38 protein-coding genes are annotated in these 26,462 nt (G+C 51.6%); 35 read left to right on the top strand and 3 right to left on the bottom strand.

From position 1 onward, the window contains the following. Positions 1-24 precede the first annotated feature (24 nt). Positions 25-414: a hypothetical protein gene (locus tag PBA01S_RS02810; protein ID WP_127575288.1), complete on the bottom strand. Its 390-nt coding sequence runs from the start codon at positions 412-414 to the stop codon at positions 25-27. Then, positions 407-1,024, bottom strand: a complete 618-nt coding sequence (locus PBA01S_RS22665) for a helix-turn-helix domain-containing protein (RefSeq protein ID WP_164744070.1) — start codon at positions 1,022-1,024, stop codon at positions 407-409. The genes PBA01S_RS02810 and PBA01S_RS22665 overlap by 8 nt, the downstream gene beginning before the upstream one ends. Before the next feature lie 219 nt (positions 1,025-1,243). On the opposite strand from PBA01S_RS22665, the gene PBA01S_RS02800 reads away from it, so the two are divergent. The 20 genes from PBA01S_RS02800 to PBA01S_RS02710 all read left to right on the top strand — a co-directional run bounded on the left by PBA01S_RS02800 (position 1,244) and on the right by PBA01S_RS02710 (position 15,519). Further along, positions 1,244-1,429, top strand: coding sequence for a helix-turn-helix domain-containing protein (locus PBA01S_RS02800; protein ID WP_127575287.1), 186 nt, complete (start codon positions 1,244-1,246; stop codon positions 1,427-1,429). A 73-nt stretch (positions 1,430-1,502) separates the two neighbouring features. Beyond that, on the top strand, positions 1,503-1,757 hold the full coding sequence (locus PBA01S_RS02795; protein WP_164744069.1) for a helix-turn-helix domain-containing protein: 255 nt from the start codon (positions 1,503-1,505) through the stop codon (positions 1,755-1,757). A 40-nt stretch (positions 1,758-1,797) separates the two neighbouring features. Continuing rightward, a complete protein-coding gene (locus PBA01S_RS02790) occupies positions 1,798-1,998 on the top strand; it encodes a hypothetical protein (protein ID WP_255315274.1) in 201 nt (66 codons plus the stop codon). Then, a complete protein-coding gene (locus tag PBA01S_RS02785; protein WP_127575285.1) occupies positions 1,967-2,191 on the top strand; it encodes a hypothetical protein in 225 nt (74 codons plus the stop codon). The genes PBA01S_RS02790 and PBA01S_RS02785 overlap by 32 nt, the downstream gene beginning before the upstream one ends. Further along, positions 2,178-2,360, top strand: a complete 183-nt coding sequence (locus PBA01S_RS02780) for a hypothetical protein (RefSeq protein ID WP_127575284.1) — start codon at positions 2,178-2,180, stop codon at positions 2,358-2,360. Before PBA01S_RS02785 ends, PBA01S_RS02780 begins: the two co-directional genes overlap by 14 nt. A gap of 289 nt (positions 2,361-2,649) precedes the next feature. Then, positions 2,650-2,907, top strand: a complete 258-nt coding sequence (locus PBA01S_RS02775; RefSeq protein WP_127575283.1) for a hypothetical protein — start codon at positions 2,650-2,652, stop codon at positions 2,905-2,907. Between the two features lie 15 nt (positions 2,908-2,922). After that, positions 2,923-3,045 carry a hypothetical protein gene (locus tag PBA01S_RS23030; RefSeq protein ID WP_255315273.1) on the top strand — a complete coding sequence of 41 codons (123 nt, stop codon included), beginning with the start codon at positions 2,923-2,925 and terminating at the stop codon, positions 3,043-3,045. A gap of 65 nt (positions 3,046-3,110) precedes the next feature. Continuing rightward, a complete protein-coding gene (locus PBA01S_RS02770) occupies positions 3,111-4,016 on the top strand; it encodes a hypothetical protein (RefSeq protein ID WP_127575282.1) in 906 nt (301 codons plus the stop codon). After that, the gene (locus tag PBA01S_RS02765) at positions 4,013-4,288 is read left to right on the top strand and encodes an AbrB/MazE/SpoVT family DNA-binding domain-containing protein (RefSeq protein WP_127575281.1); all 276 of its coding nucleotides are present in this window, start codon (positions 4,013-4,015) and stop codon (positions 4,286-4,288) included. The genes PBA01S_RS02770 and PBA01S_RS02765 overlap by 4 nt, the downstream gene beginning before the upstream one ends. Before the next feature lie 24 nt (positions 4,289-4,312). Further along, positions 4,313-4,798, top strand: coding sequence for a hypothetical protein (locus PBA01S_RS02760; protein ID WP_127575280.1), 486 nt, complete (start codon positions 4,313-4,315; stop codon positions 4,796-4,798). Then, positions 4,795-5,982, top strand: coding sequence for a DUF2800 domain-containing protein (locus tag PBA01S_RS02755; RefSeq protein ID WP_127575279.1), 1,188 nt, complete (start codon positions 4,795-4,797; stop codon positions 5,980-5,982). Before PBA01S_RS02760 ends, PBA01S_RS02755 begins: the two co-directional genes overlap by 4 nt. 29 nt (positions 5,983-6,011) lie before the next feature. Beyond that, entirely contained in the window at positions 6,012-6,797 is a 786-nt protein-coding gene (locus tag PBA01S_RS02750) for a DUF2815 family protein (protein ID WP_127575278.1), read from the top strand. 57 nt (positions 6,798-6,854) lie between these two features. Beyond that, positions 6,855-8,837 carry a DNA polymerase gene (locus tag PBA01S_RS02745; protein ID WP_127575277.1) on the top strand — a complete coding sequence of 661 codons (1,983 nt, stop codon included), beginning with the start codon at positions 6,855-6,857 and terminating at the stop codon, positions 8,835-8,837. Between the two features lie 259 nt (positions 8,838-9,096). Then, the gene (locus PBA01S_RS23025; RefSeq protein WP_255315272.1) at positions 9,097-9,777 is read left to right on the top strand and encodes a DUF3310 domain-containing protein; all 681 of its coding nucleotides are present in this window, start codon (positions 9,097-9,099) and stop codon (positions 9,775-9,777) included. 23 nt (positions 9,778-9,800) lie between these two features. After that, positions 9,801-12,209 carry a virulence-associated E family protein gene (locus PBA01S_RS02735; protein ID WP_127575276.1) on the top strand — a complete coding sequence of 803 codons (2,409 nt, stop codon included), beginning with the start codon at positions 9,801-9,803 and terminating at the stop codon, positions 12,207-12,209. Between the two features lie 290 nt (positions 12,210-12,499). Then, on the top strand, positions 12,500-12,790 hold the full coding sequence (locus PBA01S_RS02730) for a PDDEXK family nuclease (RefSeq protein WP_068786635.1): 291 nt from the start codon (positions 12,500-12,502) through the stop codon (positions 12,788-12,790). Continuing rightward, positions 12,778-14,169, top strand: coding sequence for a DEAD/DEAH box helicase (locus tag PBA01S_RS02725; RefSeq protein ID WP_127575275.1), 1,392 nt, complete (start codon positions 12,778-12,780; stop codon positions 14,167-14,169). Before PBA01S_RS02730 ends, PBA01S_RS02725 begins: the two co-directional genes overlap by 13 nt. Positions 14,170-14,176: 7 nt before the next feature. Further along, a complete protein-coding gene (locus PBA01S_RS02720; protein WP_127575274.1) occupies positions 14,177-14,443 on the top strand; it encodes a hypothetical protein in 267 nt (88 codons plus the stop codon). A gap of 208 nt (positions 14,444-14,651) precedes the next feature. Beyond that, a complete protein-coding gene (locus PBA01S_RS02715) occupies positions 14,652-15,074 on the top strand; it encodes a hypothetical protein (protein WP_127575273.1) in 423 nt (140 codons plus the stop codon). A gap of 127 nt (positions 15,075-15,201) precedes the next feature. Beyond that, entirely contained in the window at positions 15,202-15,519 is a 318-nt protein-coding gene (locus PBA01S_RS02710) for a hypothetical protein (protein ID WP_127575272.1), read from the top strand. On the opposite strand, the gene PBA01S_RS02705 is transcribed toward PBA01S_RS02710, so the two are convergent. Beyond that, the gene (locus PBA01S_RS02705; protein WP_127575271.1) at positions 15,491-15,766 is read right to left on the bottom strand and encodes a CRISPR-associated protein Cas2; all 276 of its coding nucleotides are present in this window, start codon (positions 15,764-15,766) and stop codon (positions 15,491-15,493) included. The genes PBA01S_RS02710 and PBA01S_RS02705 overlap by 29 nt on opposite strands. Before the next feature lie 152 nt (positions 15,767-15,918). On the opposite strand from PBA01S_RS02705, the gene terS reads away from it, so the two are divergent. From terS to PBA01S_RS02635, 15 genes are all read left to right on the top strand, one after another. Next, the gene (gene terS / locus PBA01S_RS02700) at positions 15,919-16,611 is read left to right on the top strand and encodes a phage terminase small subunit (RefSeq protein ID WP_127575270.1); all 693 of its coding nucleotides are present in this window, start codon (positions 15,919-15,921) and stop codon (positions 16,609-16,611) included. Then, positions 16,604-17,848, top strand: a complete 1,245-nt coding sequence (locus PBA01S_RS02695) for a PBSX family phage terminase large subunit (RefSeq protein ID WP_068786628.1) — start codon at positions 16,604-16,606, stop codon at positions 17,846-17,848. The genes terS and PBA01S_RS02695 overlap by 8 nt, the downstream gene beginning before the upstream one ends. A gap of 17 nt (positions 17,849-17,865) precedes the next feature. Beyond that, complete coding sequence (locus tag PBA01S_RS02690) at positions 17,866-19,290, top strand: phage portal protein (protein WP_127575269.1); 1,425 nt, start codon at positions 17,866-17,868, stop codon at positions 19,288-19,290. Further along, the gene (locus PBA01S_RS02685; RefSeq protein WP_127575268.1) at positions 19,277-21,031 is read left to right on the top strand and encodes a minor capsid protein; all 1,755 of its coding nucleotides are present in this window, start codon (positions 19,277-19,279) and stop codon (positions 21,029-21,031) included. Before PBA01S_RS02690 ends, PBA01S_RS02685 begins: the two co-directional genes overlap by 14 nt. Then, positions 21,031-21,231 carry a hypothetical protein gene (locus tag PBA01S_RS02680; protein WP_127575267.1) on the top strand — a complete coding sequence of 67 codons (201 nt, stop codon included), beginning with the start codon at positions 21,031-21,033 and terminating at the stop codon, positions 21,229-21,231. Before PBA01S_RS02685 ends, PBA01S_RS02680 begins: the two co-directional genes overlap by 1 nt. A gap of 57 nt (positions 21,232-21,288) precedes the next feature. Further along, positions 21,289-21,555, top strand: a complete 267-nt coding sequence (locus PBA01S_RS02675; RefSeq protein WP_127575266.1) for a hypothetical protein — start codon at positions 21,289-21,291, stop codon at positions 21,553-21,555. A 107-nt stretch (positions 21,556-21,662) separates the two neighbouring features. Then, entirely contained in the window at positions 21,663-22,244 is a 582-nt protein-coding gene (locus PBA01S_RS02670) for a phage scaffolding protein (RefSeq protein WP_127575265.1), read from the top strand. A gap of 25 nt (positions 22,245-22,269) precedes the next feature. Further along, positions 22,270-23,187: a hypothetical protein gene (locus tag PBA01S_RS02665; protein WP_127575264.1), complete on the top strand. Its 918-nt coding sequence runs from the start codon at positions 22,270-22,272 to the stop codon at positions 23,185-23,187. Positions 23,188-23,191: 4 nt separating this feature from the next. Continuing rightward, positions 23,192-23,347, top strand: coding sequence for a hypothetical protein (locus tag PBA01S_RS22660; RefSeq protein ID WP_164744068.1), 156 nt, complete (start codon positions 23,192-23,194; stop codon positions 23,345-23,347). 29 nt (positions 23,348-23,376) lie between these two features. Further along, the gene (locus PBA01S_RS02660) at positions 23,377-23,745 is read left to right on the top strand and encodes a hypothetical protein (RefSeq protein WP_127575263.1); all 369 of its coding nucleotides are present in this window, start codon (positions 23,377-23,379) and stop codon (positions 23,743-23,745) included. After that, on the top strand, positions 23,742-24,095 hold the full coding sequence (locus PBA01S_RS02655) for an ABC transporter ATP-binding protein (RefSeq protein WP_127575262.1): 354 nt from the start codon (positions 23,742-23,744) through the stop codon (positions 24,093-24,095). The genes PBA01S_RS02660 and PBA01S_RS02655 overlap by 4 nt, the downstream gene beginning before the upstream one ends. Further along, positions 24,095-24,532 carry an HK97 gp10 family phage protein gene (locus PBA01S_RS02650; RefSeq protein WP_127575261.1) on the top strand — a complete coding sequence of 146 codons (438 nt, stop codon included), beginning with the start codon at positions 24,095-24,097 and terminating at the stop codon, positions 24,530-24,532. Before PBA01S_RS02655 ends, PBA01S_RS02650 begins: the two co-directional genes overlap by 1 nt. Positions 24,533-24,536: 4 nt before the next feature. Beyond that, a complete protein-coding gene (locus tag PBA01S_RS02645) occupies positions 24,537-24,974 on the top strand; it encodes a phage tail terminator family protein (RefSeq protein ID WP_127575260.1) in 438 nt (145 codons plus the stop codon). After that, positions 24,967-25,146 (top strand): YqzN/YkzM domain-containing protein, encoded by a 180-nt coding sequence (locus tag PBA01S_RS02640; RefSeq protein ID WP_127575259.1) that lies wholly within the window; start codon positions 24,967-24,969, stop codon positions 25,144-25,146. The genes PBA01S_RS02645 and PBA01S_RS02640 overlap by 8 nt, the downstream gene beginning before the upstream one ends. Further along, the gene (locus PBA01S_RS02635; protein WP_127575258.1) at positions 25,146-26,462 is read left to right on the top strand and encodes a phage tail sheath family protein; all 1,317 of its coding nucleotides are present in this window, start codon (positions 25,146-25,148) and stop codon (positions 26,460-26,462) included. The genes PBA01S_RS02640 and PBA01S_RS02635 overlap by 1 nt, the downstream gene beginning before the upstream one ends.

The raw sequence follows: 26,462 nt of genomic DNA, 5'->3' as shown, positions 1-26,462 counted from the left end.
CTTGCGGCCGGAAAGCGCAGGGTATTATCTGAAATCCATAATTGAGGCTAGGTTCATTTGCATTACAATCTCTATGTCGGCCATCTGTAGTACAAAATGCCGGATATCGCTCATATGAAAGAAGGGGGTAAACTCTTCACCGCGGATCTTTCTAATTCTCTCCTTTACTCGAGGTAAGAAAATACCAATCTGGTCAGGTCGTTCTGTACTTACTACAAGCTCTGTTTGTACGATAGCCAGTCCAAAATCAGACTCGTCTAAATCCTCTCGGTATATACGCTGGAATGGGGGATGCAGTGGTAAGTAGATAGTTTCTTGTTTCCAGTCAAACTCACCCGATTCGGGCTTTACGATCATCCAGGCTGGCCAAGATCCATTTTCGTTATAGTCGTAGATGATTCCAATGTTATACATCGAAAATCACCTGCGTTACCTGTCCCTGGATCATAACCTCATCGATTGGATATACCCTAGGAGGAATATTTCGGTTAGCAGCCTGCAGGATGACATTGTCATCTTCGTAATAAACTCGTTTCAAAGTCCCCTCATCACCGTTTACAACTACAACACCTATTTTGCCGTGTTGACATGTACGTTGCTTTCGCACTAAAACCCGCATGCCCTCGCGAATTCCCTCTTCGATCATAGAATCTCCTTTAACGATAAGAAAAAAGTACTCACCGTCAGCAACGCTGTCTTTCGCTACGATTTCATATCCAATGATGTCTTGTTGCGCCAGGCTGTTATAACCGGCTCTAATCTCTCCGTAAATCGGAATTTTGACCATCTCTACATTTTCAATTACATTATTCAGCTTAATTGGAGTGGGATCTTGAGTTCTTCCCATTAAATAATCAATGGATACCCCAAAGTAATCTGCAATCTTCTGCAATTTATCTTGTTTGGGAGTGTATTTTCCTTGTTTCCAGCTTGTGAAAGTTGCTGTAGTTATGCCAGTCTCTTTAGCTACACGATACGCAGTAACATTGTGTTCCGCTAACAGCCTTTCAAATATTTCGTACATAGTAACCTCCAAAGGGTTTGGCTAAAAAAAATAAAATAGAAAACTAAGCTAAACCCCGTTGACTATGTCAGAAACCTATGCTAGTATACAAACATAGCTTAGAAATCTGAGCTATTGATCAAGGGTAGCTAAGAAAACTTTTATAATTTAGGTGACGCTATGATTATATAAGAAAACTTAGCTACTAGTCAATACATTTTTAGGAAGGAGTGTTTATTCATGTACGAAAAATTCCTAGGTCTGTTAAAGCAGACAGGGAAAACCCCTTATCAAGTTTCTAAGGATACGGGGATTTCTACGGCGACGCTAACAAACTGGAAGAAAGGGAAGTATCGTCCCAAAACAGATAAGTTGAAAATTTTAGCGGATTATTTCGGCGTGACCGTTGATTACTTCTTGTCGTGAACGCTCAAATCCAAAACGAAAGTGAGGTAACCAATGGAATATGGCGGCTCCTGTAAACCAAACAACCAGACTTATGCAAGTAATCCTGGATACGCTTGATGCTTATGATCGACAAGCCGTTATTCAACAAGTCAACAAAGAGTACGGGATTCAGGACAACATTCCTCGCGTTTACTCAGATAAAGAGTTGGCTGAGCGGTACAACGTAAATGTTCGTACCGCGCGTAAGTGGATTACGAACGGCAAAATCAAAGGTTTTCAAAATGACGGACGTTGGTACACACGAGCTGATTGGATCGATGAGTACGAACGAGGGGGAGTCTCTTGATCACAATCATCAGTGGTTCATGACGGAAAGGAGGATGACCATGGAGGACGCTAAAGAAATCGTCGATTACTGCGCCAACGAGGCGTGTGGCTCGGAGATCCGCTTTGGCCAACCGGTTTATAAAGTAGGCCATGAGCTGGTATGTAGTGGTCGCTGTCTGGTGGCAAAGCTTGGCGCCAAAACGGTAATCGCTGGGAGGGAGAAGGATCATGAAAGAAAAACCGGAGTTTGCAGTGTATAAGGGCGATGATTTGCTGGCCTTGGGCACAGCAGAAGAATGCGCGGCAAAGCTTGGTGTCTCTCCAAAATACATTTATTGGCTCACGATGCCAACGGCGAAAAGAAGGCTTGCGGCAAGAAAGCATCCTGAGAAATGTACGATTGGGGTTCGGTTGGATGATGATGGGGAGGAGGAAGACCATGAAAGCATCTGAGTTAGTCGAAATGCTGCAGCATCTTGTTGATCAATACGGTGACCGTGAGATTATGTTTGTCAATTATACCAGTTATGATGGCTCGAACCTCATCGGTAGTGAGGTTGAGGACGTTACCCACGAAGAAACGGGCGAAGGTAATCCGGTTTTTGTCTTATGGGACCGATGATCTTCCTGCCTAGTCGACACAAATAGCGAAGGAGGAACCATGAATCCCCAAAATATCAAATGGCAGTTACCAGTGATTCAAAGTAACAAGACTGATCATGATTGGGTGCATCCTTGGGCTAAATACCACGCTTTCGAAGGGTATAAATCCCTTTGTGGGAAGTACGTTCAAGATACAGATTTTTTTGAAACTGATATGCCTAAGGGTACCGATCGAAAACACATGTGCAAAGTATGCCTGAAGAAGTCTGGTGCATAGTTCGAAAAAAGAGCGAAGGAGTGATAAAGAAATGAGTATTTACGGAGAAATCGGTATCACGCGCCGCGACAAAACCCCGCAGCATTGGCGCAGGGATTACAGATTAAAAGCAACGGCCAAGAAAATGCTCGCACAAATCTCGGCAGAACGTGAGCGGCTTTTTAGAGAACTTGAATCCTTGCCGGATGATATTTCGGACGAGGAGTATGATTCGCGCTCACGAGAGATAGCCACAAAACTAGATGATCTGATTGAGCGAGCAGACGAAATTCGTCGTAAAAATCCTTGAAAGGAGGTGAAAGGCATGAACGTAACCGGACAGGTATGGTTGGAACTGACGAAGGATGAACGCCTTGTGTGTCTGCGCTACGCCGCCAGCGTGACAGCAAAGCGCTGGGAAAAAGAAAAGCAGCCTCTCGCGGGGTAGGAGCCCGGGAAGCTGCAAAACCAATCTCTCTGAGGTCAGTTTAGCTGACCGGAAAGGATTATGCAATGAAAATCTGTTATCGGGAAATTAACTTCCGACCGGAGAGCCTTAGATTAATCGAGCAAGTCAACGGAATTATTTCTGAATATCAGCAAATGGGCTACTCATTGACCCTCCGGCAAGTATATTACCAGCTCGTAGCTCGCGACGTCATTCCAAACAGCGAGCGGTCCTATAAAAACCTCGGCAATCTCATTTCAGACGGCCGGATGGCGGGTTTAATTGACTGGTCAGCTATTGAGGACCGGACACGCAACCTACGAGAAAACAGCCATTGGGATTCTCCAGGCTCAATTATCCACTCTGCTGCCTATAGCTACGCCATCGATAAATGGGCTGATCAGGACAATTATGTCGAGGTGTGGGTGGAAAAGGACGCCTTAGTCGGCATAGTCGGTCAGGTCTGCAGTGAGCTGGATGTACCTTACTTTTCTTGTCGTGGATATGTCTCTCAATCGGAAATGTGGTCAGCAGCGCAACGTCTACAGGATTTCGAGGGGCAAAAGGATATCCATATTATTCACCTTGGTGATCATGACCCAAGTGGTAAAGATATGAGCCGCGACATCATGGAACGGCTGGAGTTGTTCGGCGTGACAGTCAACTTTCAACGGATCGCTCTTAATTATGACCAAATCGAAGAATTCGAACCACCGCCAAACCCCACAAAGCTATCCGACAGTCGTGCGACCGGGTACATCTCAGAATTTGGATTCGAGTGCTGGGAACTAGATGCACTTCGGCCTGATGTTATCGATGGGTTAATCCGAGATGCTGTTACCAGTCTTTGCGACTTGGAATTACTGGAAGAGGCACGAAAGCGTGAACGGGCATCTAAGGAAACTCTATACGCCGTGGCTCGAAATTGGTCGGCAATCGAAGATGAATATGGGGGAGGTACGGGGGAATGAAGTCTACCGGAATTGTACGTCGTATTGACGATTTGGGCCGTGTGGTCATCCCGATGGAGCTGCGCCGGACGCTTGGGATCGCCGAAAGTGATCCACTCGAAATCTATGTAGACGGTGAAAAGATCATCCTGCGCAAATATCAACCTGGTTGCTATCTTTGCGGGAACGTGGAGGGCCATATGCACGACTTCTTTGGTAAGGCGATTTGCACCAAATGCGTCAAGCAGGTCGCCCGCTACAGCGAAAAGATTGAAGCCAGTATTAAAGCCTAATTCATTTTATAGGAGGACTCATACATGTCTAATCTCGTACCGATTCAAATCACCCTGCAGGCTGCCACGGCAGCTGATGCAAAACAACTTGTGCAGGATCTAGCCAGCACTATGTTCGGCATGGCTGACACCCGTATTCCGGCATCGACTGAGGTTTCTACGCTCACTCCTGCCGCGCCAGCAACCGTGTCACAACAGCCACAGCAGTTCACGCCGCAAAATGCATCGGCGCGCCCCCCGCAGCAAGGATATACAGCTCCAACCGTGCCTACTGCTCAGCCAAACCCGACCGCGCCACCTGCGCTCCCGGCAGGAGCTGTGCCGACATCTGCCCCGAGCTATACGATGGAACAACTTGGCGTAGCTGCTCAGCCATTGGTTGATGCTGGTAGAGGTCCAGAGTTGGTGGGCTGGCTGCAACAACATGGCGTTTCCGCGTTGACTCAGCTTCCTAAAGAGAAATACGGGGAGTTTGCGACGTTCCTCCGGAGCTTGGGGGCGTCGATATGATCGAAATCGCACACGCCGAGCGAGCTCACGCCCTGCTGTCTCCCAGCGGGGCCCACCGCTGGCTCCACTGTACGCCGAGCGCCCGCCTGGAAGAGACGCTGCCGGATACCGAGAGCGAAGCGGCAAAGCGCGGAACGTTGGCCCACGAAATCGCCGAGTTGAAGCTGCGGAAGGCGCTCACGGATAAGATGCCGACACGGAGCTACAACACAGCGCTGAAAAAGTTCAAGGCTCATGAGCTGTATGAGCCGATCATGGACGATCACACTGACGCCTATCTCGAATACGTCCAGAAGGTGGTTCACGCGTTCCCTTCGCCGCCTTTCGTTGCGATCGAACGCCGCGTAGATATTTCCGACTATGTGCCGGAATGCTCCGGTACCAGTGACTGCATCGTGATCGGGGGCGGCCATCTGCATGTGATTGATTACAAAAACGGACAAGGCGTACCGGTGAGCGCGGAGAACAACCCTCAGATGAAACTTTACGCGTTAGGGGCGGTGAAAGAATTTTCCTTGCTGTTCCCGATCGAAACGGTCCACCTTGCAATCGTGCAACCAAAGGTATGGGATCAACCTTCCGAGTGGACATTGTCGGCGTCCGATCTGCTTGCCTGGGGCGAGTCGATTAAGCCGATTGCCCAAGCGGCATTTAAGGGTGAGGGGAAATATACCATCGGCGAACATTGCGGCTTCTGCCGGGCGAAGGCGACCTGCCGTGCCCGCGTTGAGCACATGCTGGAAGCCGGTAGCAGAGCCCCGCTCAAGCCACCGCTAATCGGGTGGGATGAAGTGGGCGACGTACTCCGGCAGGCTGAAGGGATCGTCAGTTGGTATACCGATCTTAAGAAGCAGGCCCTTGCCGAAGTACTCAAGGGTGGCCAGGTCGCTGGGTGGAAAGCCGTCGAGGGTCGGGGGAGTCGAGATTATGCCGACTTGGATGCTGCTTTCGCTCACCTGAAGGAAAACGGTATTGACGAAGCTGTGCTGTATGAGAGGAAGCCGTTGACTCCGCCTCAGCTTGAAAAAGCCCTATCCAAGCCGGTCTACAAGAAGCTGCTCGAAGAACCAGGGCACGTTATCAACCGGTCGGGGGCTCCGACGTTGGTGCCTGAATCAGACAAACGGCCGGCAATTACCGACCAAGTTAAGCCGGAAGATGCTTTTAGCGCTCCGATTGAATAAATCCAAAACGTGAAAAGGAGAAACGACAAATGGCAAATGAAGCGACAAACGTAACGACGGGGCAGGTAAGACTGAGCTTTGTACATCTCTTTCAACCGTACGCGAACAAACCCGGGCAAGAACCTAAGTACAGCACAACGATCTTGATCCCAAAATCTGACGTAGCAACGATGCAGCGGATCAACGCTGCTATCGAGGCGGCGGCCCAGAAGGGCGTGGCCGGTATTTGGAACGGTGCGCGTCCTCCGCAGTTGAAGACGCCAATCTGGGATGGTGACGGTGTACGACAAAACGGCGAGCCGTTTGGGCCAGAGTGCAAGGGTCATTGGGTACTTACGGCCAGCAGTAAACAGCAACAGGCGATTGTTGACGTGAACCTTAACCCTATCATTAACCAATCCGAAGTGTACAGCGGAATGTATGCTCGTGTGAATATTAATTTCTTCCCGTTTTCCAACAGCGGTAACCGCGGGATCGGTGCTGGACTCGGTCCGGTACAGAAGCTGGCCGACGGAGAGCCGCTCGGCGGTCGAGTTACGGCAGAGCAGGCTTTTGGTGGAAATGGTGGAGGCGTAGGGTACGCCCCGGCGCCGGCACCGCAGGGTTGGGAGCAGGCCGCGCCGCCACAACAGTTTGGTCAACAGCCGCCGGTTGCTCCGCCGACGTATCAGCAACCTCCGCAAGCGGGATATGGTCAAGCGCCGCAGCCTTACGGCCAACCTGGCTTTGCTACGCCGCAGCCTCCGGCTCAGCCGCCACAACCAATTGATCCTATTACTGGCAAGCCAATCAACGGCGGAGTATGGGGCATCTAAGAGTAGACAGAGGGGTTCTTTTAGAGCCCCTTTCTCTTTCTCAGAAGGGAGGTTGCCATGGGGCATTTATCGATTGACCTTGAAACTTACAGCAGCGTAGATATCAAGAAATCAGGCCTTTATAAATACGTTCAGTCTCCGGACTTTGAAATACTGCTATTCGCTTACTCTTGGGATGGGCAACCTGTGCGGATCGTCGATCTGAAGCGCGGAGAGACCATACCGGAGGAAGTATGCAGGGCTTTGTTTGATCCTTGGGTAGTGAAACACGCTTATAACGCTGCTTTTGAATGGTACTGCTTGAGTAAGCATTTCGCTGTTGCCGATCCGCTAGGCTGGCTTGCGCAGTGGCGTTGTACTCAGATCCACGGTCTATATCTCGGTTATCCAGCAGGATTGGCCGCTCTGGGGGAAGCCTTGGGCCTGCCGTCGGACAAGAAGAAGATGGGCATCGGCGGCGCGCTGATCCGCACATTCTGCGTGCCGTGCAAGCCGACCAAGGCAAACGGGGGTCGCACCCGGACACTCCCGCACCACGAACCGGAGAAGTGGGAGCTATTCAAGCAATACTGTGTCGGTGACGTCGTGGCTGAGATGGAGATCCTTAAGCGGCTGTCTGTATTCCCGGTACCTGAAAAGGAATGGCGGCTCTGGCAGCTTGATCAAAAGATCAATGTACGAGGTATTGCTTGTGATTTGGAGCTTGTGGAGGGCGCATTGGCCGTTGACGAGCAGATCACCTCGGAGTTGATGACAGAAGCGGTGCAACTCTCTGGTCTTGATAACCCGAAATCCGTTCAGCAGCTCAAAAAATGGCTGACTGAGGAGATCGGGGAGGAGGTTGAGGACTTACGAAAGGACACCGTCTCAAATTTGATTAAGACGGTGGACGTGGGTAAGGCTCGACGTATGCTGGAGATTCGCCAGGAGCTCAGCAAGACCAGCGTTAAGAAGTATCAGGCTATGCGGACAGTTGCTTGTGAAGATGGCAGAGTGCGCGGGTTGCTCCAATTTTACGGGGCGAACCGGACAGGTCGATGGGCTGGACGGTTGGTGCAGGTTCACAACCTGACCAAAAACAAAATGGCTTTGGAGCTACTGAAGCTTGCCCGGCAACTTGTCCGTGAGCGTAAGGTCGAAATGCTCAAGCTGATTTTTGGAAGTGTGCCCGATACGCTTTCGCAGCTCATTCGCACCGCATTTGTAGCGCCAGAGGGTAAGCAGCTCCTTGTGGCCGACTTTAACGCGATTGAGGCCCGCGTCATTGCTTGGTTGGCCGGGGAGCGATGGCGGCTCGACGTTTTCGCTTCCCATGGCAAGATATACGAGGCATCAGCATCACAGATGTTCGGCGTTCCGATTGAGTCCATCGGGAAGGACAGTGAGCTGCGGCAAAAGGGCAAAGTGTCTGAGTTGGCGCTGGGGTACCAAGGCGCTGTTCCCGCGCTCATCAAAATGGGGGCCCTCGACATGGGCTTGAAGGAAGAGGACCTACCAGAGATCGTCATGCGGTGGCGAAACGCGAACCGGCGTATCGTCGATCTGTGGTTCAGCTTTGAAGCTGCAGCAATTGAGGTTATGGAAACCGGGCAACCGGTCGGTGTTCGCGGAATTATCTTCGCGCGGGAAAGCCATTACGAAAGCGGCCTAGACTTCTTCACGATCCAACTTCCTAGCGGGCGTAAACTCTACTATGTGCAGCCGACGCTCGCTCAAAATGATTTTGGCAAGCAGGCTTTGCACTACATGGGCCTCCATCAAAAGACTGGCAAATGGACACAGGTTAGTACCTACGGGGGCAAGCTCGTCGAGAACGTGGTGCAGGCGATCGCCCGGGACTGTCTGGCTGAGTCACTGCTTCGCGCGGATCAGGCGGGGCATGAGACGGTACTGCACGTACACGACGAGATTGGTGTTGAGTCCGCTAAGGGAGAGGAGCTGGACCGCGTGCTGGATTTGATGGCCCAGCCGATCGAATGGGCGCCGGGACTACCGCTAAAGGCTGCAGGGTTTGCGACTGAGTTCTATATGAAGGATTAAGGTGGTGAAAAGCGTGAAGCATTTCGCTCAATGCCCCCGATGTAACCAGAAATTCGAGATAAAAGAACCGCCAAAGGACCGTACCAAGTGTGAATGTGGCGCGATCATGCAAGTATACACCAGCTACACAATGACACCGGAAGAAAGGGCTAAATATCAGGCATTGCCAGCCCCGGACAAAACTGAGAAGCGACCTGTAGGGGTTCGCATAGCAGCTCAGGAGTTGCGAAACCGAGAAAAGCCAAAGGAGGCTAAGTTCATGGCACCAATAAAAGAAGGACCAAAATGCGGACTGACAAGGGAAATCCTGATTGAACAAGTAGCAAAGGGAGAAACCTTATCCAGCATCGAACGGGCTTGGGGTATGAAATACAACACGATCCACAACTGGGTGAGAAAATGGGGGCTGAAAGGAATCACGGCGGAAAAGGCGCAGGCTCTTCTTGACCAAACTAAACAGCCCGCTCCAATGGAACCCGAGCCGGAACTGCTCCGGGAGAAAAATACGGCTACACGTCCAACAGCTGAGGTGGAGATGCTTAATAAAGCTGAACGGGAGATCGAGCGGCTTACCGGGGAAGTGGAGAAGCTGACCCGCGAGCGTGACCAACTACTAACGAACCAAGCATCCTGGAAAGAACAAGAGGAAACCCTTCTCCGGTTGATTGAGGATCTGAAGGCTGAACTGCCCGATATCAAAGCTCCCGTCACAGCGACGATTGAGGGCGATCCCGTTAATCATCCTCCGCACTATACGCGTGGCAGTATTGAGTGCATCGAAGCGATCGAAGCGGCGACGTCCGGACTTGAAGGGCCGGAGGCGTACAGTACGGGCGCGGCAATCAAATACCTTTGGCGTTGGAAATGGAAGAACGGCGTCGAGGATCTAAAAAAGGCGCGGTGGTATCTGGACCGGCTGATTGGTGGAGCACACAGCTAATTCATTCGCAGGAGGCAGGCGTCATGCAATTTAACAGACAACTAACCATATCCGCCGCCGGCAGCCGGCACAGCACGAATTGGCAGCCGCAGATGATCTACTGGTCCGAGCTGGTGGAGCGCCTGCGGACGGCGACACGCGGCACCGAGACGCTGGCGCAGTACCTGGCGATGCCAAAGAGCCAGCAGGACGACCTTAAGGACGTCGGGGGATTCGTCGCCGGGGCCCTCGCCGGCGGCCGGCGGAAGGCCGGGGCGGTGACCGGGCGCGACGTGATTACACTCGACCTGGACAACATCCCTGCCGGCGGTACGGCGGACGTGCTGCGCCGGCTGGACGCCCTGGGCTGCGCCTACGCGGTGTACTCGACGCGCAAGCACGAGGAGGCGAAGCCGCGGCTGCGGGTACTAGCGCCGCTCGACCGGACCGTCACAGCAGACGAATACGAGCCGCTAGCCCGCAAGCTTGCGGCAATCATCGGGATTGAGCTGTGCGACCCGACGACGTTTCAGGTGGCCCGCCTGATGTACTGGCCGAGCTGCTGTGCCGATAGCCAATACGTCTTTACTTACGGGGATAAGCCGTTCCTATCCGCTGATGGCGTGCTTGCTATGTATGCGGACTGGCGCAACATCGCGGAGTGGCCGCAGGTCCCCGGGACCAACCAGGCACATGTCCGGATGGCTGCGAAGCAAGGCGACCCAACAACAAAGCCTGGTGTCGTCGGCGCGTTCTGTCGAGTCTACGACATCTATGGGGCCATGGAAACTTTTCTTCCTGGTATCTACATCCCGACTGATGACGGCAGCGGCCGTTATACGTACGTCGGCGGCTCGACCACGGGCGGCGCGATCGTGTACGATGACGGGCAATTTTTGTACAGTCACCATGCGACGGATCCGTGCAGCGGTCGCCTTGTCAATGCCTTTGACCTGGTCCGGCTGCATAAATTTGGCGACCAGGACGACGAAGCGAAGCCCGGGACGCCGACGAATAAGCTCCCCAGCTACGCAGCCATGACGGCGTTTGCGATGGAGCAGGAGGCGGTTGCCGGGCTGCTGATGGCCGAGCGATACGAAAAGGCCGTCGCGGGGTTCCAGGATGCCGCTGCGGCGGAGGCATTGGTGCCGCCAGATGATCTGGACTGGATGAAGCGACTGGAGATCAACAGCAACGGCATGTACCTCAAAACGGTCGACAACGTGCTGATCATACTGGAGAATGATCCCGCGCTGAAGGGCAAAATCGCTTTTGATGAGTTCGCAAACCGGGGGCTTGTGCTCGGCCCACTCCCGTGGGATGCACGAACAGAGCGGAGGCCATGGGGTACCAGCGACGACGCTGGCATTTATCACTACATTGAGAAAGTTTATGGTATTGCCGTTGAGACAAAAATCAATAACGCCCTGACGCTCGTTTCCCATAAAAACCGCTTCAACGACGTGCGGCAATACCTAGAAGGCCTGAAATGGGATGGAGTGCCTCGTCTTGATACGGTATTAACAGACTATCTAGGCGCAGAGGACAACGTTTACACCCGGGCAGTGGCCCGCAAATCGCTGACGGCTGCTGTCGCTCGTGCCATGCAGCCCGGAATCAAATATGACTATATGCCGATCTTGGCCGGTCCGCAGGGGCTCGGGAAGTCGACCTTCCTGCGGCTGCTGGGAAAGAACTGGTACAGCGACAGCCTGACGACATTCGAAGGGAAAGAGGCCTGTGAGATGATACAGGGCATCTGGATCAACGAGGTCGGCGAGCTGACGGGGATGAGTAAATCCGAGAGTAACGCCGTTAAGCAGTTCCTCAGCCGGACGGAGGACATTTACCGGGAAGCCTACGGGAAGCGCACCATGCCGTACCCACGGCGCTGTGTATTCTTTGGGACAACGAACGACAGCGAATTCCTGCGAGACCGGACCGGGAACCGGCGCTTTTGGCCGGTGGACGTCGGGATCTTGAAGCCGACAAAGAGCGTCTTTCGGGATCTGGAGTGCGAAGTTGACCAAATTTATGCGGAGGCCTTTGTACGTTGGCAACTTGGCGAGGCTCTATATTTGACCGGAGAGGCTGAAGAGCTCAGCAAACATCAGCAGGAGGCTCACAGGGAAAGCAGCGCTAAAGAGGGGATCATCCGGGCATTCGTAGAGCGGCCAGTTCCGGACGACTGGCAAAAACGTGATATCCCTTCGAGACTGATGTACTGGAGCGGAGAGTTTGGGAAGCCCCATGAAGGGGAGGCAGGGCCCCGGGACCGGATATGCGCCGCAGAGATTTGGTGTGAATGCTTCCGATCGGACATTAAATTTATGAAGCAGACGGACACCCGGGAGATAAATGGTATTTTGGCCTCGATACCCGGGTGGGAAGAGTACCGAGGAAGGTTTGGGCCTTATGAATTCCAGCGGGGATTTAAACGGAAATCGAGTTGACAATGTTGACAAGCAGGGCGTGACACTTTGAGAAGTGGCAACAAAGGCAATGTGACAGTTCCGATAAGTGACAACATCAGTGTCAACTTAAGTGTCAAAGCCAATAGGCCTTATAAAATCTATATTTACATTACTTAATTGACACTGTTGACACTTAATTAACTAAATAAGAATAACAAAGAGAATATAGAATTTAGGGACTTATATATAACGCCTAATCCGCCTAATTTATAAAAAAGTTACGCGTGTACGGGCGCGCACGCGTAACACATCTTGAGGAGGTTTGTCAAGTGAGAGAACGAGACATAGAAGCTTATTTGCGGGAGAGGGTCAAAGCGGTGGGAGGTTGGGCCCCGAAGTGGACATCCCCTGGGAACAGCGGAGTGCCCGACAGGATCGTGTTCTTTCCCGGGGGGTGTATCGTATTCGTTGAGCTGAAAGCCCCGGGAGAAAAACCGCGACCGCTGCAGCTGGCGCAGCATAAACGAATCAAGTCGTACCAGCAGGATGTCCGGGTGATCGATAGCCGGGAGCAAGTAGATGCTTTGATCCAGGAGTGTATGGATTTATGGATGCATTGAGCGAGAAAAAGAAGTTTGTCCCGCATGATTATCAGCGGTATTGCATTAACCGGCTATTGGCTGACGAGGCCCTAGGGTTATTTTTGGACATGGGCCTGGGCAAGACCGTCATCACCCTTACAGCTATCAATGATTTGAAGTATAACCGTTTTGCTATCCGCCGGGCTTTGGTGGTGGCGCCGAAGAAAGTGGCAGAGGCCACCTGGAGCAACGAGGCGGCCAAGTGGCAGCATCTGCAGCATCTTCGGATTATTCCGGTGCTGGGAAACCAGCAGAAGCGGATCCGAGCACTGAATACGCCCGGTGATATCTGGGTCATCAATAGGGACAACGTGGCTTGGCTGGTGGAATATTACCGGAACGCTTGGCCGTTTGACATGGTAGTTCTGGATGAACTCTCTAGCTTTAAAAACCATCAGGCGAAGCGGTTTAAGGTGCTGACCTGGGTACGGCCTCACATTCGCCGGATCGTCGGTCTGACCGGGACGCCGGCACCAAACGGATTACTTGACCTGTGGGCGCAGATCAATCTACTGGATCAAGGAGAGCGGCTGGAAAAACGGATCACGCACTATCGCGAAAAGTATTTCGAGCGGAATTATAACGGATTTGGGTATACCGCCAAGCCAGGAGCTGACGAAGTCATTCAACGCAAGATCGCAGACCTTTGCATCAGCATGAAAGCAGAGGATTACCTGGAGCTGCCGGACGCTATCACGAATGTGATTCCGGTTGTCTTGGACGACAAGGCACAAAAACAGTACAAGCAGATGGAGAAGGAACTACTGTTGGAGATCGACGAGGAAACTGAGATCACCGCAACGAGTGCAGCTGTGTTAACAGGTAAGCTGCTACAGCTTTGTAACGGAGCGTTGTATGACGGCGATCGAAACGTCCATGAAATCCATAACTGCAAGATAGAGGCTTTCTTAGAGTTGATCGAGCAGCTTAACGGTAAGCCGGCGCTGGTCTTTTATAGCTATCAGCACGATCGTGATCGGATCAAAAAAGCGCTGGAGAAAACAGGCCTTCGCGTCCGGGATCTGAAAACGCCACAAGATCAAATGGACTGGAACTCCGGGAAAGTCGATATCCTGCTTGCGCATCCGGCCAGCGCCGCCTACGGACTAAACCTGCAAGATGGAGGCAATCACGTTGTGTGGTTTGGCCTGACCTGGTCACTGGAGCTATACGAGCAGGCAAACGGTCGGCTGCATCGCCAAGGTCAGAAACAAAAGGTCATTTTGCACCACCTGGTTGTCCAGGGCGGTGCAGATGAGGACGTTATGGCTGCTCTCGAAGCCAAAGCAACGACACAGGATAAACTTTTGGAAGCCCTGAAAGTCCGAGCCGAGAAGATCAAGGCTGAAGGGAGATGATCCGGACATGAACAGAGCTGAAAAACGCAAAGCAGCCAAAGAGCTTAAGCGGCTAAAGCCTAAAGACTTTTGGGCAGCCCAGAATGAGATTCACACCAGGGCCTACGCCATGGCTGAGCGACATTACGGCGAAGCGATGGACATCGTTCTGACTCTGAAACAAAAAGCGGCTGTCGTGGCGAAAGCCAGGGAAATCAGGGAACTGTGGGACGGGATCCACGCGGTGACGGTGGAGGCAACAGAGACGGAAGTGTTTGATTCAGGAGAGGGGTGAACGGATATGTTTGATGTGAGAATCTATCTTAAATCAGGACAGGTTGTTGAGTTTACAACCAAAGAATTCGAAATGAAAAAGGACGCTTTAGGTGGGATAAAGTCATTGAAGTGGACGACGAACAGTGACAAAGAAAAGTTTAGTCTAAGTTATATTGAGATCGAACAGATCGCGGCCATTACTGCGTTTTACAGGGACGGTGATACTGATGGACTTCGTAAAAACGTATAACGATATCACCAATGAGATCGAGATCCTGGAACTGCGACTGATTGATCTGGAAGCAGAACTGAAGGAGGCGAGGAAGCTATGTTTTTCCGGCCAACTTCCTTCCGATCCGCTGCCGGTGCACGTCCCCCTGGATAAGGCGTTGGAATATTACGACGCGGTGGTTGAGAAGATTGGGGAAACATCAAACCGATTGGCTGCCAAGAAGCTGATCCTGCAAAAGATCGAGGCGAACATACGGGATTTTCAGGGAGTCGAGTATCAGGTCGCATATATGCGGGATGTCGAAGGGCTGCCGTTATATAAGATCGCTGACAAGTTAGGATACTCCTACGATTGGATTCGAAAAGTCAGCAGCCGCATTAAGGCACAAAGAAGGCACAAAAAGATTGATTTTTCCTGATATACTGGGATTGTGAAAATGTATCGAGACGCGGCTGGCAATGATCAAGGTCGTTCGGCAGCCGCGTCTCCAATCGTAGCCCCCTATGGGGTAGCATCGCGTCGGTTCAATTCCGACTCACGGCAGAATGGGCGATGCTATCGGTGGTTCGAATCCACCTGGGGCATTTAATTCGCCTTTTTGGTTCCTCCTCCTGTTTCTTGCCGGTGCCTTCGGGTGCCGGTATTTTATTTTCCTGAAAGGAGTTGAAAAGAAAATGAAGGATGCCGAAATCGAAATCCTTGAAGTACCGGCAGGTAGTATTTGTCATATTGATGCCGAGGTTGCTGGTATGAATATCGAAGGCCCGGCTACGGTTGTAGTAATTAAAAACAAAAAGCCGGGCACTTTCGAGTGCACCGGCCAAAATGATATTGTCACAAGTTCTCTTGCAACCATTTCGTGACTGTATCTGGGAGGTTGTACCAGGCGGCTTCACGAGACAAATTCATAACAATCAGTTTATCATTTTTGTCGATATAGTTTTGTAAATTGTCTCGGACTTCAGCAGCGGATCGTGAAGATTTGATGACCCAAACGGACTCTAAAAGTTTAGCCCATTTTGGATAAGCCTTGATGGCTTCAAATAACTTATCATAGTTTCGACCCGGAGCAATTAAATCATAAGATATCAAGTACGACTTATCGTTCAAGGTTCTCCCTCCCTTCGCGTAATGTCGAGTACAAGAATATTTTATACCTATTTGGTAGTATTTGCCTAGTAAAAAAGTAGTAGACTTTGGCATCCTTCGGGGTGCTTTTTAATTTGTAAAACCAACACAACTCGGGGGTGGTGATGATGTAGATGGCAGAGACGCACGTTTTGGCCGAACAGGATTATATGTCCGGCATGAAATATAAAGAGATCGCCGATAAATACGGCGTATCCCTAAATACTGTGAAGAGCTGGAAGCAGCGGCATGGCTGGGATCGGAAAAAGGGTGCACACAAATCGAAAAGGGTGCACACAAATAAAGGTGGTGCCCCGCCGGGCAACAAAAACGCCGTAGGTAACCGAGGCGGCCCAGGCGGACCACCTAGGAACAGTAAGGCGGTTAAGCACGGTCTGTTTCGAAAATACCTGCCGCCTGAGTCTTTGGAGATCATGGAGCAGTTGCAGACCCGCTCCCCGCTCGATATCGTTTGGGATAACATCATGATCCAGTACACAGCCATCATACGGGCTCAGCAGATCATGTATGTTCGGGATCGGGACGACAAGACGGTGGAGCGGGTCGAGGAGAAGAGTGGGAACGTCATTGGTGAGCGCTGGGAAGTGCAGCAAGCCTGGGACAAGCAGGCGACCTTCCTACAGGCACAGAGCCGGGCTATGGGGACGCTGCAGAGCCTTATTCGGCAATATGACGAGCTGTTAAAAACAGATATGGCTACCGAGGAGCAGCAACTGAGGATTAAGAAGCTTAAAGGCGAGGTTGAGAAGATTAACAACGAATCGAATCCAGAAGTCGTTGTGTTTAGGGATGATCTGCATGAGTAAAGAAATTAGCTTGCAGCAGACCGTCGGAAAGGGATATTCCGACTTTTGGCGTTTCAAAGGTCGTTACCGTGTTGTTAAGGGTGGTCGCGGATCCAAGAAGAGTGTCACGAGTGCATTATGGATCCCATACAACATGATGAAGATGCCGCTGGCGAATACTCTCGTTCTCCGTAAGACATTTAACACGCACAAAGACAGCACCTGGGCACAGCTTAAATGGGCTGTTAATCGGCTGGGAGTCGCGCACCTCTGGAACTTCAAAAAGAGCCCCTTGGAGGCTATATACAAGCCTACAGGACAGAAGATATTGTTCCGGGGCCTCGATGATCCGATGTCGATCACCTCTATCACGGTGGACACCGGCTATTTGTGTTGGGCCTGGTTCGAGGAAGCCTACCAGATCATGAACGAGGACGATTTTGACAAAGTGGATATGTCGATTCGGGGCGAGATGCCAGATGGGTACTTCAAACAATTGACGCTGACATTTAACCCTTGGAATGAAAAGCACTGGTTAAAGAGCCGCTTTTTCGACAACCCGGATCCCGATACGTTAGCCCTGACGACGACATATCGGTGTAACGAGTTCCTGGGTGACGATGATCGCGCACGGTTTGAGTGGATGAGGGAATATAAACCGAAACGCTACCGAGTTGAAGGGGAAGGAAATTGGGGGATTGCCGAAGGAGCGATATTCGAGGATTGGCGTGAGGAGGATTTCGATCATCGCGCGATCGCTAAGCTGCCTGGCTACCGAGCGGTATTCGGCCTAGATTTCGGGTATACCAACGACCCAACAGCCCTGGTGGCAGCCCTAGTAAATAAGGACGAGAAGAAGCTTTATATCTTTGATGAGCACTATGAACATGGTATGACGAACAACGACATCGCTTCGATGATCAAGTCCAAGGGGTACGCCAAAGAACGTATAATCGCCGATTCTTCGGAGCCTAAGTCCATCGACGAGATTCGTAGCCTAGGTATTGGTCGGATTAGGGCGGCCGAGAAAGGCGGAGACAGTGTCAAGGTCGGTATTCAGTACCTTCAGCAATACGAAATCATTGTTCATAAATTCCGCTGCCCGAATGTCAGCATTGAGTTATCCAGCTATGTTTGGGATCAAAACAAGGCGGGAAAATTCCTGAACAAGCCGGTTGATGATTTTAACCATACGATCGACGCGCTAAGGTATGCCATGGAGCAGATCCGGCAACCAAGTGGTGTTTCGTTCGAGTAAAGAGAAAGGAGGAGCCCATGAACACCTTACATGAAATACTTGAGAATCTGGACCGTAATGCTCCGATGAGCATTGACGAGATCGTCCAAGAAGAGGTCAAGACCTGGATGAGCTCCGATGAACGCAAGCTAATGCTGACTGGCCAAGCGTATTACCGGGTCAAGAATGACATCCTGAACCGGACGCGGAAGGCGATCGGCCCCGACGGTAAGCTGACGCAGGTGCATAACCTGGCGGACAACCGGATCCCGCACGGGTTTGTCCGGAAACTGGTGGATCAGAAGGTCGGATATCTCCTGTCCAAGCCTTTTTTGGCTCGTACAGACGATGCCGGCTATCAGGTGCAGCTTGACAATTACTTCGACCAGGGATTTCGCCGGATGCTCAAGAACCTCGGCAAAAATGCGATTAACAGCGGCAAGGCGTGGGTGCAGGTTTACTATAACGAGGCTGGGGAACTGGCGTTTCAGCTGATCCCAAGTGAGGAGATCATCCCGCTGTGGCGTGATTCCGCTCATACGGAGCTTGATGCGGTGATCCGGGTTTACGATCAAATTGTCTACGTGGCCAAAGACAAAAAGATCATCACCAAAGTGGAGTTCTGGAACAAAGACGGGGTGCGTCGGTATGAAAGCGAGGCCGGTGATTTCCGATTCGTCGATTTTGCTGCTCATTTCTCGTTGGTCGCAGATGAGGAGCAGCCATACAACTGGGAGCGGGTGCCGTTTATTTGTTTCAAGTACAACGGCGAGGAGCAGCCGCTGATCGATATCATCAAGCGCCAGGTGGACGACTACGACAACAAGATCAGCGACAACGCCAACAACTTGGAGGACCTGCCTAACAGCCTTTACGTGGTCAAGGACTATGACGGGACGAGCGCGTCGGAGTTCCGTAAAAATATGGCGATCTACCGTGTGGCCTTCGTGAATGGCACAGGCGGCATCGATTCGATCAGCATTGACATCGATACCGAAGCGCACAAGACGCACATCGAGCAGCTGCGAAAAGACATTTATGAGTTCGGTCGCGGCGTTGATACGCAGTCGGAACGGTTCGGCAATTCGCCGAGCGGGATCGCTCTCAAACATCTGTATGCGGATCTTGACCTGGATGCAAACGACATGGAGTCCGAATTCCAGGCCTCTCTTGAACAGCTGCTTTGGTTTATCGATCAGCACATATATAACTCGACGGGTAAGGATTATTCCAATACACCGGTCGAGTTTATTTTTAACCGGGACATCACCATCAACGAGACCGAGGCCGTTACCAACGCTAAGAATAGTATGGGGGTCATTTCCAATCGTACGATCTTGGCCAACCATCCGTGGGTTACGAGTGTCGAGGATGAGGAGGCGCAAATTGAGAAAGAGCGGGAGGCTGACATGGAGCAGTACCCAGAGCTGACCGGAGGCGAGGTCGACGATGAAACCAGCTGAATACTGGCGTAAACGTGCTGAGATCAACGCCCGCGCCGAGCATGCCAAAGCGGACTTGTACATTAGCCAACTTGCGAAGGAGTACCGCAAATCGGTTAATACCATCGTCAGGGACATTGAAGCCTTTTACGCTCGGTATGCTAGCGAAAATCAGGTCTCGATGACCGAGGCGAAGAAGCAGCTTGAAAAAGGCGAGCTGGCCGAGTTTAAAATGACGTTGGAGGAGTTTATCGAGAAGGCTAAGGACAATGCAGATGGCCGGTGGACCCAACAGCTAAACAACGTCTACTATCGGACCCGTATCAGCCGATATGAGGCGCTGCTGACCCAGATTAAACATGAGTTAGAGATGTTAACGGGAAAGCAGCAAGTGGGCTTTCGGGGGCTGCTGAGCGGCAATTATACGGATTCGTACTACCGTACCCTCTTTGACATTCATCGGGGCACGGGTTTCGGAACGACATTCGCCAAGGTGGATGACAAGCAGCTTGAGAAAGTCCTGTACACCGATTGGGCCGGAAGTAATTTCAGTAAACGAATATGGGGTAATCGGGATAAGTTGGCGAGGGAGATCCAGACTAATTTGTCGCAAGCATTTATCCGCGGGGATAGCCTAGACAAGGTAGTCAAGACCTTACGCGACCGCTTCGAGGTTTCCAAGTCGAACGCCGCGCGCTTGGTACGCACCGAAAGCGCCCACATTGCCGCTGAAGGAACCTATGACGGTTACAAAGCGAGCGGAGTGGTTAAGCAGTATCAATTCCTCGCTACACTTGATTTACGCACGAGTGAGATTTGCCGGAGCATGGATGACCGCATATTTGATCTGTCTGAGAAGGAAGTCGGAATCAACTGGCCGCCGCTGCATGCGAATTGTCGCAGTACAACCGTGGCCTATTTTGATGATGACGAGGACTTGGGTGAGCGGATCGCGCGGGATCTGGACGGGAAGGTCTATTATGTACCTGGGAACATCACTTATGAGGAATGGAAAAAACAGTATGTTGAATCCTCAGATGATGCTATAATTAAAGGGAAATTCGAGTCGCTCATAGGCAAGATCCCGAGCCTAAATCCGGATTACAAAAAAGCTCTTGAAGATCGGTTTGCTGCCGGATCTAGTACGGCTCAGCGTGTTTACCTTGATTACGTTTCAGATAATGTAGTTAAGGATAGTCAGTTCAAAGGCGGAGCGCACTATAATCCTGTGGAGCAAGTCATCAACATGGACTTTGATGAGGATCTGAAGAACCCAAGAGGTCCTGCGGCAACATTTTTCCATGAATTTGGCCACTATGTTGATAACATGGCTGCTATACGCAAATTGGGCAAGGCGACGTATGACGGCGTTTCGCATATTGATCTTGATGGAATAACAAAGAGTGAATTCAAGAAGGCGATTCTACGAGACGTGCAGGATTATATGCAGAATTACGCCAAAGCGAAAGGGCTGAAGTTAAGAGAAGCACAGCTTCAAATTTCTCTGGATCTATCTCAGGGGAACGGCGCATTGCATTCGGCTATCTCGGATATTTATGGCGGCGCAACGAGGCACCGGATCCGCGGCCTATATGGCCATACGATTAAATACTGGGAACAACTTCCGAATGCGCTTGAAAAGGAAGCCTTTGCTCATATGTTTGAAGCAAGCTTTGACCCGACGGGCAAACGCGCGAAGTTGATGCGCGAATACTTGCCGAAGTCATTTGCTTTATTTGAGAAAATACTGGAGGTGATCTGATGGTTGAAGTTACGGAAAAGTTGAAATCGAAGATGCAGGCCTACTTTGACCAGTTTGGAGATATCGTCCCTTTGGAGATGGTTCCAAGCAACGAGACCACCGAAGGGCTAATCGATAAAATTGACAGGAGCCTGGAGTCAGGCGAGGACATCTTGCAAACCGAATACGGCTGGAAGTTTGACGGCAGCCAAATTTATTAATAAGCACTCTCCGATATGCGAGGGTGCTTTTAATTTGTCCGGAAAGGAGGGGGAGCGATGATTCAGCGGTATCGAGAGAAGAAGTTTATCGACGCTGTACAATTTGAAAACACCTACGAGCGCATCACGGAGATTATCGGCTTTGTTGGTTTGCCGGTATCGGTCGAATATACATCGACCGGGGTGCAGATGCGGATTGTCCGGACACCGTACAACGTGATTATCGTCAAAGTTGGCGAGTACATTGCCAAAGCTGATGACGGCACGTTAATCGTATTGACCGCGGCCGACTTGGCCGAAAATTACGACATGGTGACTGACTAATAGCCGCCCTGTCGCATGGCGTAAAACTAGGCGTGCTTTGGCCGGAGCATAGCGGCCCACTCCCTTAGCTGGAGAGCAGCTATAAAAATCTATGGAGGTCGAGATAAATGGATTGGTTGAAAGAAATACTTAAGGCTGCAGGAATCGATGAATCGAAGCTCGACGGATTGATCGGCGATGTGAATAAGGAGCTGCCGAAGCACTTTGTGCCCAAGTCGCAGTATAACGAGGTGACTGAAGCACGCAAGAAGGCCGAGGATAGCCTAAAGGAGCGTGATAAGCAGCTGGAGGACCTGAAGAAGTCCAGCGGTGATGCCGAAGCCTTGAAGCAACAAATCGAAACGCTTCAGAAGGACAACAAGGCGGCCCAGGAGAAATACGAGGCAGAGCTGAAGGATTTGCGGCTCAGCAATGCGCTGAAGCTTGCCTTAGCTGGTCAGGTACACGACGCGGATTTGGTCACGGGGCTGATCGACAAAACGAAAATCGAGCTTGCCGAGGACGGCAGCATCAAAGCCGGTCTGGATGACCAGATCAAAGCCCTGCGGGAAAGCAAGGCTTTTTTGTTTGCCGAAAATAAGCCCACGTTCAAGGGGGCGAATCCGGCGGATCCTGGAGCAGGGGCGGGATCTGGTGCAAGCTCGCTGACCGATGCCGCAGCAATCAGTAGCATTTTTGCACAAAAATAATCTTTAGAAATGAGGGATTTGAACAATGCCAATTAACACATTGGAGTACGCAAAACTATTTCAAACTGAGCTGGATAAGCAGGTAGCACAACAGGCTACATCCGGCTGGATGGAGAGTAACGCAGGGCAAGTCAAATACAACGGCGGTGACGAGATCAAAATTCCGGATATCGTGGTACAAGGCTTGGCCGATTATGACCGCGACAACGGCTTTAATCAAGGCAGTGTGACGTTTAAGTACCAGACGCACACGCTGACCCAAGATCGCGGTCGGACCTTCCAGCTTGACGCTATGGACGTAGATGAGACCAATTTCGGCACTACGGCGGCAAATGTAATGTCGGAGTTCCAACGGCTGCACGTCATCCCGGAGATCGACGCATACCGATACAGTAAGCTGGCCGCATTGGCAGCAGATGCAGGTAACTCTGGGACCTATACTCCGGACGAAGCAGACATCTTGGATAAGTTGTATGACGATATCTTTGCTATTGCTGGACGTGGCGTAGACTTGGCCAATATGGTTATCTCTATTAGCTATCCGGCTTACCAGGTGTTGACGAAAAATTCGCAACTCCAGAAAAAGCTGGATGTGACGCAGTTCGGACAAGGCGGAATTAACCTGACAGTAAAATCGCTGGAAGGGATTCCGCTGGTGCCGGTTGTGGCTAGTCGGATGAAATCCGCTTATGTGTTTAATGATGGATCGACAGCCGGTCAAACGGCCGGGGGCTTTGTACCAGATGCGGACGCCAAGGACATCAACTGGATTATCTCATCGCGCAACACGCCGATTGGCATTAGCAAAACCGATGTTGTGCGTATTTTTGACCCGCAAACCAACCAAAAAGCGAATGCTTGGAAACTGGATTATCGTAAATATCATGACCTGATTGTGCCTGACAATAAGCTGGCAACTGTACAGGTTTCCTTGGGGGCATGATCCTATGATTAAGCTGCAAAAGTTGAATGTGGTGAAACTGGTGGCGGAAGAATTCGAGGCAGAGGCCCTTGAGCGCAAGGGGTTTAAGAGAGTGGCTCCAAAGCCTGAGCTCGAGAAGGAAACAAAGGGTAAGGCTAAGAAACCGGAGGGCGGTGAATAACCGCTCTCTTTTTGTTGGGAGGGGTTACGATGCTGCAGGAAGATGTCGCGGCAATCATTAAGCGCCGATGGAACCTGCCGGATAGCCTTGACTCACTGATCCGCTCTTACATCGACGAGGCGGGCGCCCATATCGCCAATTACATTGGCCGGGACACGGTGGAGGAGATCCCCGCTGCGTTGACTTTTACCTGGGCCAATATCGCCATGTCTGCCTTTAAGGCCGAACAGTCCCATCTGCCAGAAATGGACGATATCCTTGCAGTGGGAGTTGATCTAAAAATCGGCGACACATCGGTTAAGGAGTCCGCCGGCGGCGGTGGTGCTGGCATGGCCACGCTGATGATGTTGTACGCATCTGATCTGAACCGTTACCGCCGGATGAGGTGGTATTCATGAATATCCGACGGTACCGCTTAGCGCTGGAGCGCACCTATACAGATCGGGTTACGGTGCAGAGGATCGAGAAAGTAAAGGTCAATGGTGAGACGAAGCAGCGGCTTGTTACTGTGCATGAGCAGCAGCCGTGCCGGCTCTCGCAGAAGGCACTCGGGACCAACGGCCAAACTGAGTCCGTGAACCGTATCGCCTACGAGACGAAGCTGTTTGCCGCTCCGGAGTTGGAGATCAGACAGGGTGACACGTTGACTGTGACACGGGGGAAGCTCAACCGTACCTACACCGCTGGCGAACCGTTTCTGTATGAGTCTCACCAAGAAATTAGCATCCAGCGGAAGGAAAATGCCTGATGGCGAAGTGGGGAAGCTTTGAATTCGGTGAGTTTGAGCGGTTGGCCAAGACGTTTAAAACGGCTCTCGATCAGCGAATTATCGACCGCTGGATTCGGGAGTTTTTACTTGAGATGGCATTCCGTGCAGAGCGGAAGATCAAGAAGCGTACACCGGTTGGTGTGGGGACTGCATCACCGGGTAATCTGCGTCGAAATTGGCAGGTAGGGAACGTCGTCAAAAAGGGCAACGCCTACGAAGTTGAAATCTACAACAGCACCGAGTATGCCGGCTACGTTGAGTTTGGGCACCGCGCCGGTAGGAACTCTACGCGATGGGTTGAGGGCCGCTTTATGATGACGATCGCGATGAAAGAAATCGAGCGAGAGCTGCCCAAGTTTATCGAGAAAAAGCAAGTCGAGCTGCTGGAACAGCTCATGAACGGCAGGAAGGGGTGACGCCGTGACAACGGTGACCATTAACAGTATCCGCAGCGGCGTTATTATCGCTCTGTCGGAACTCTTCCCGGCGATGGGTATCTACGGGGAGAGTATCGAACAAGACTTCAAAGCGCCGTGCTTTTTTGTAAAGCTCCTAATCGTGGCACAGGATCGAGAACTAGATCGGCGCTATCGTCGGTCCTATTCTTTCGACATTCATTATTTCCCGGCAGGCCCTGATCCCAATGAAGAAGCTCACGGGATGGCCGAACAGCTATACGACAAGCTTAGACAGATCGAGGTTGATGGTGAGCTGTACCGAACTTCCGGCACGAGCCACGAGATCGTGGACGGCGTGCTACATTTCTTCGTGGATTTTAACTTTATGGTCTATTCCGAGAAGCCGCCGGGAATCAAAATGCAAACTCTCAATCAGGAGGGATATTTGAAAAATGGTTAAACAAAAGGATATTGCCGCAGGGTTTACCAAGGAGCAGTTTTTACAGTCCCGCCAGTGGCAAGGGATTGATAAGGACATTTTGTCCGTGGTGCTGGAGCCAAGCAAAACATACACGATCGCAGAAGCCAAACGGCTAGTCGAAGAATTTAAGAAAGCGCAGGTGAAAGGGTAATGGCAGGAGGAACATGGACATCCCAAAATAAAGTCCGTCCTGGCGTTTACGTCAATACGGTATCGGAGCCGAAGGCACTTGGGGCGGTCGGCGAGCGCGGCGTAGTAGCATTGGCGCTGTCACTGCCGTGGGGACCTGAAAAGCAGATTGTTACGGTCGAGGCCGGAGCGGACACGATGGACGTGCTCGGCTTTGATATCAACGATCCGGCGCTCTTGCTCGTAAGAGAATCGCTTAAGCGGGCAAAGACGCTGCTACTGTACCGGCTAAATAGCGGCGATAAAGCAACTGCAAATGTCGGGGACCTGACGGCAACGGCAAAGTATTCCGGGACGCGCGGCAATGATATCTCAATTGTGGTACAGGCCAATATCGACGATCCCGACAAGTTTGACGTCAAAACGTTGGTTTCGGGTGTCGTGGTTGACAGCCAGACTGTTACCGCGATCTCGGAGCTGGCGGCCAATGGCTGGGTTACATGGTCCGGCACCGGTGACCTGACGGCCACTGCAGGAGTCAATCTCACGGGCGGCACCGACGGCGCGGTGACCAATGCCGATCATACCGCGTTTTTGACGGCGCTGGAGCTGCTTGATTTTAACACGGTCGGCCTGACCGTTGACGATGCGACGCTCAAGCCGCTGTATACGGCGTTCGTCCGGCGTCTGCGGGAGGACGAGGGTAAAAAGGTGCAGGCTGTCGTACCCAATTACCCGGCAGCTGATTATGAGGGCGTGATCAGCGTCAAAAACGGCGTGGTACTGTCCGACGGAACGACTCTCACAGCGGCGCAAGCGGTCGCCTGGGTGGCCGGAGCTACCGCCGGGGCTACCGTGAGCCAGGCGCTCACCTACACCGCCTACGACGATGCTGTGGACGTGTCGCCACGTTACACCAACAGCCAGATAGAGGCGGCGCTGCTGAGCGGCGAGTTTGTTTTCACGCCGTCCAACGGCCGCGCGATCGTCGAGCAGGACATTAATACACTGCACTCGTTTACGCCGGAAAAGGGTAAGCAGTTCCGCAAGAATCGCGTGCTGCGGGTGCTGGATGGTATCGCGAACGATCTTAAGCGGATTTTTGAATCATTCTACTTGGGGAAAGTGGACAACAATGCAGATGGTCGGAACCTGTTAAAGAGTGAGGCGATTGCCTACATGAACACCTTGCAGGCCATCAATGCGATTCAGAACTTCGACGCGCAAAGCGATGTCACCATTGTGGCCGGTAACGAGTCGGATGCCGTTTATGGCGAGATCGGGGCGCAGTCGGTGGATTCGATTGAAAAGACTTATTTGAAAGTGCGGGTGAAGTAA

This window comes from Paenibacillus barengoltzii NBRC 101215, from assembly GCF_004000745.1.
Lineage (GTDB): Bacteria > Bacillota > Bacilli > Paenibacillales > Paenibacillaceae > Fontibacillus > Fontibacillus barengoltzii.
Note: the sequence above shows the minus strand (reverse complement) of the source record. Positions and strands in the feature narration are given on the sequence as shown.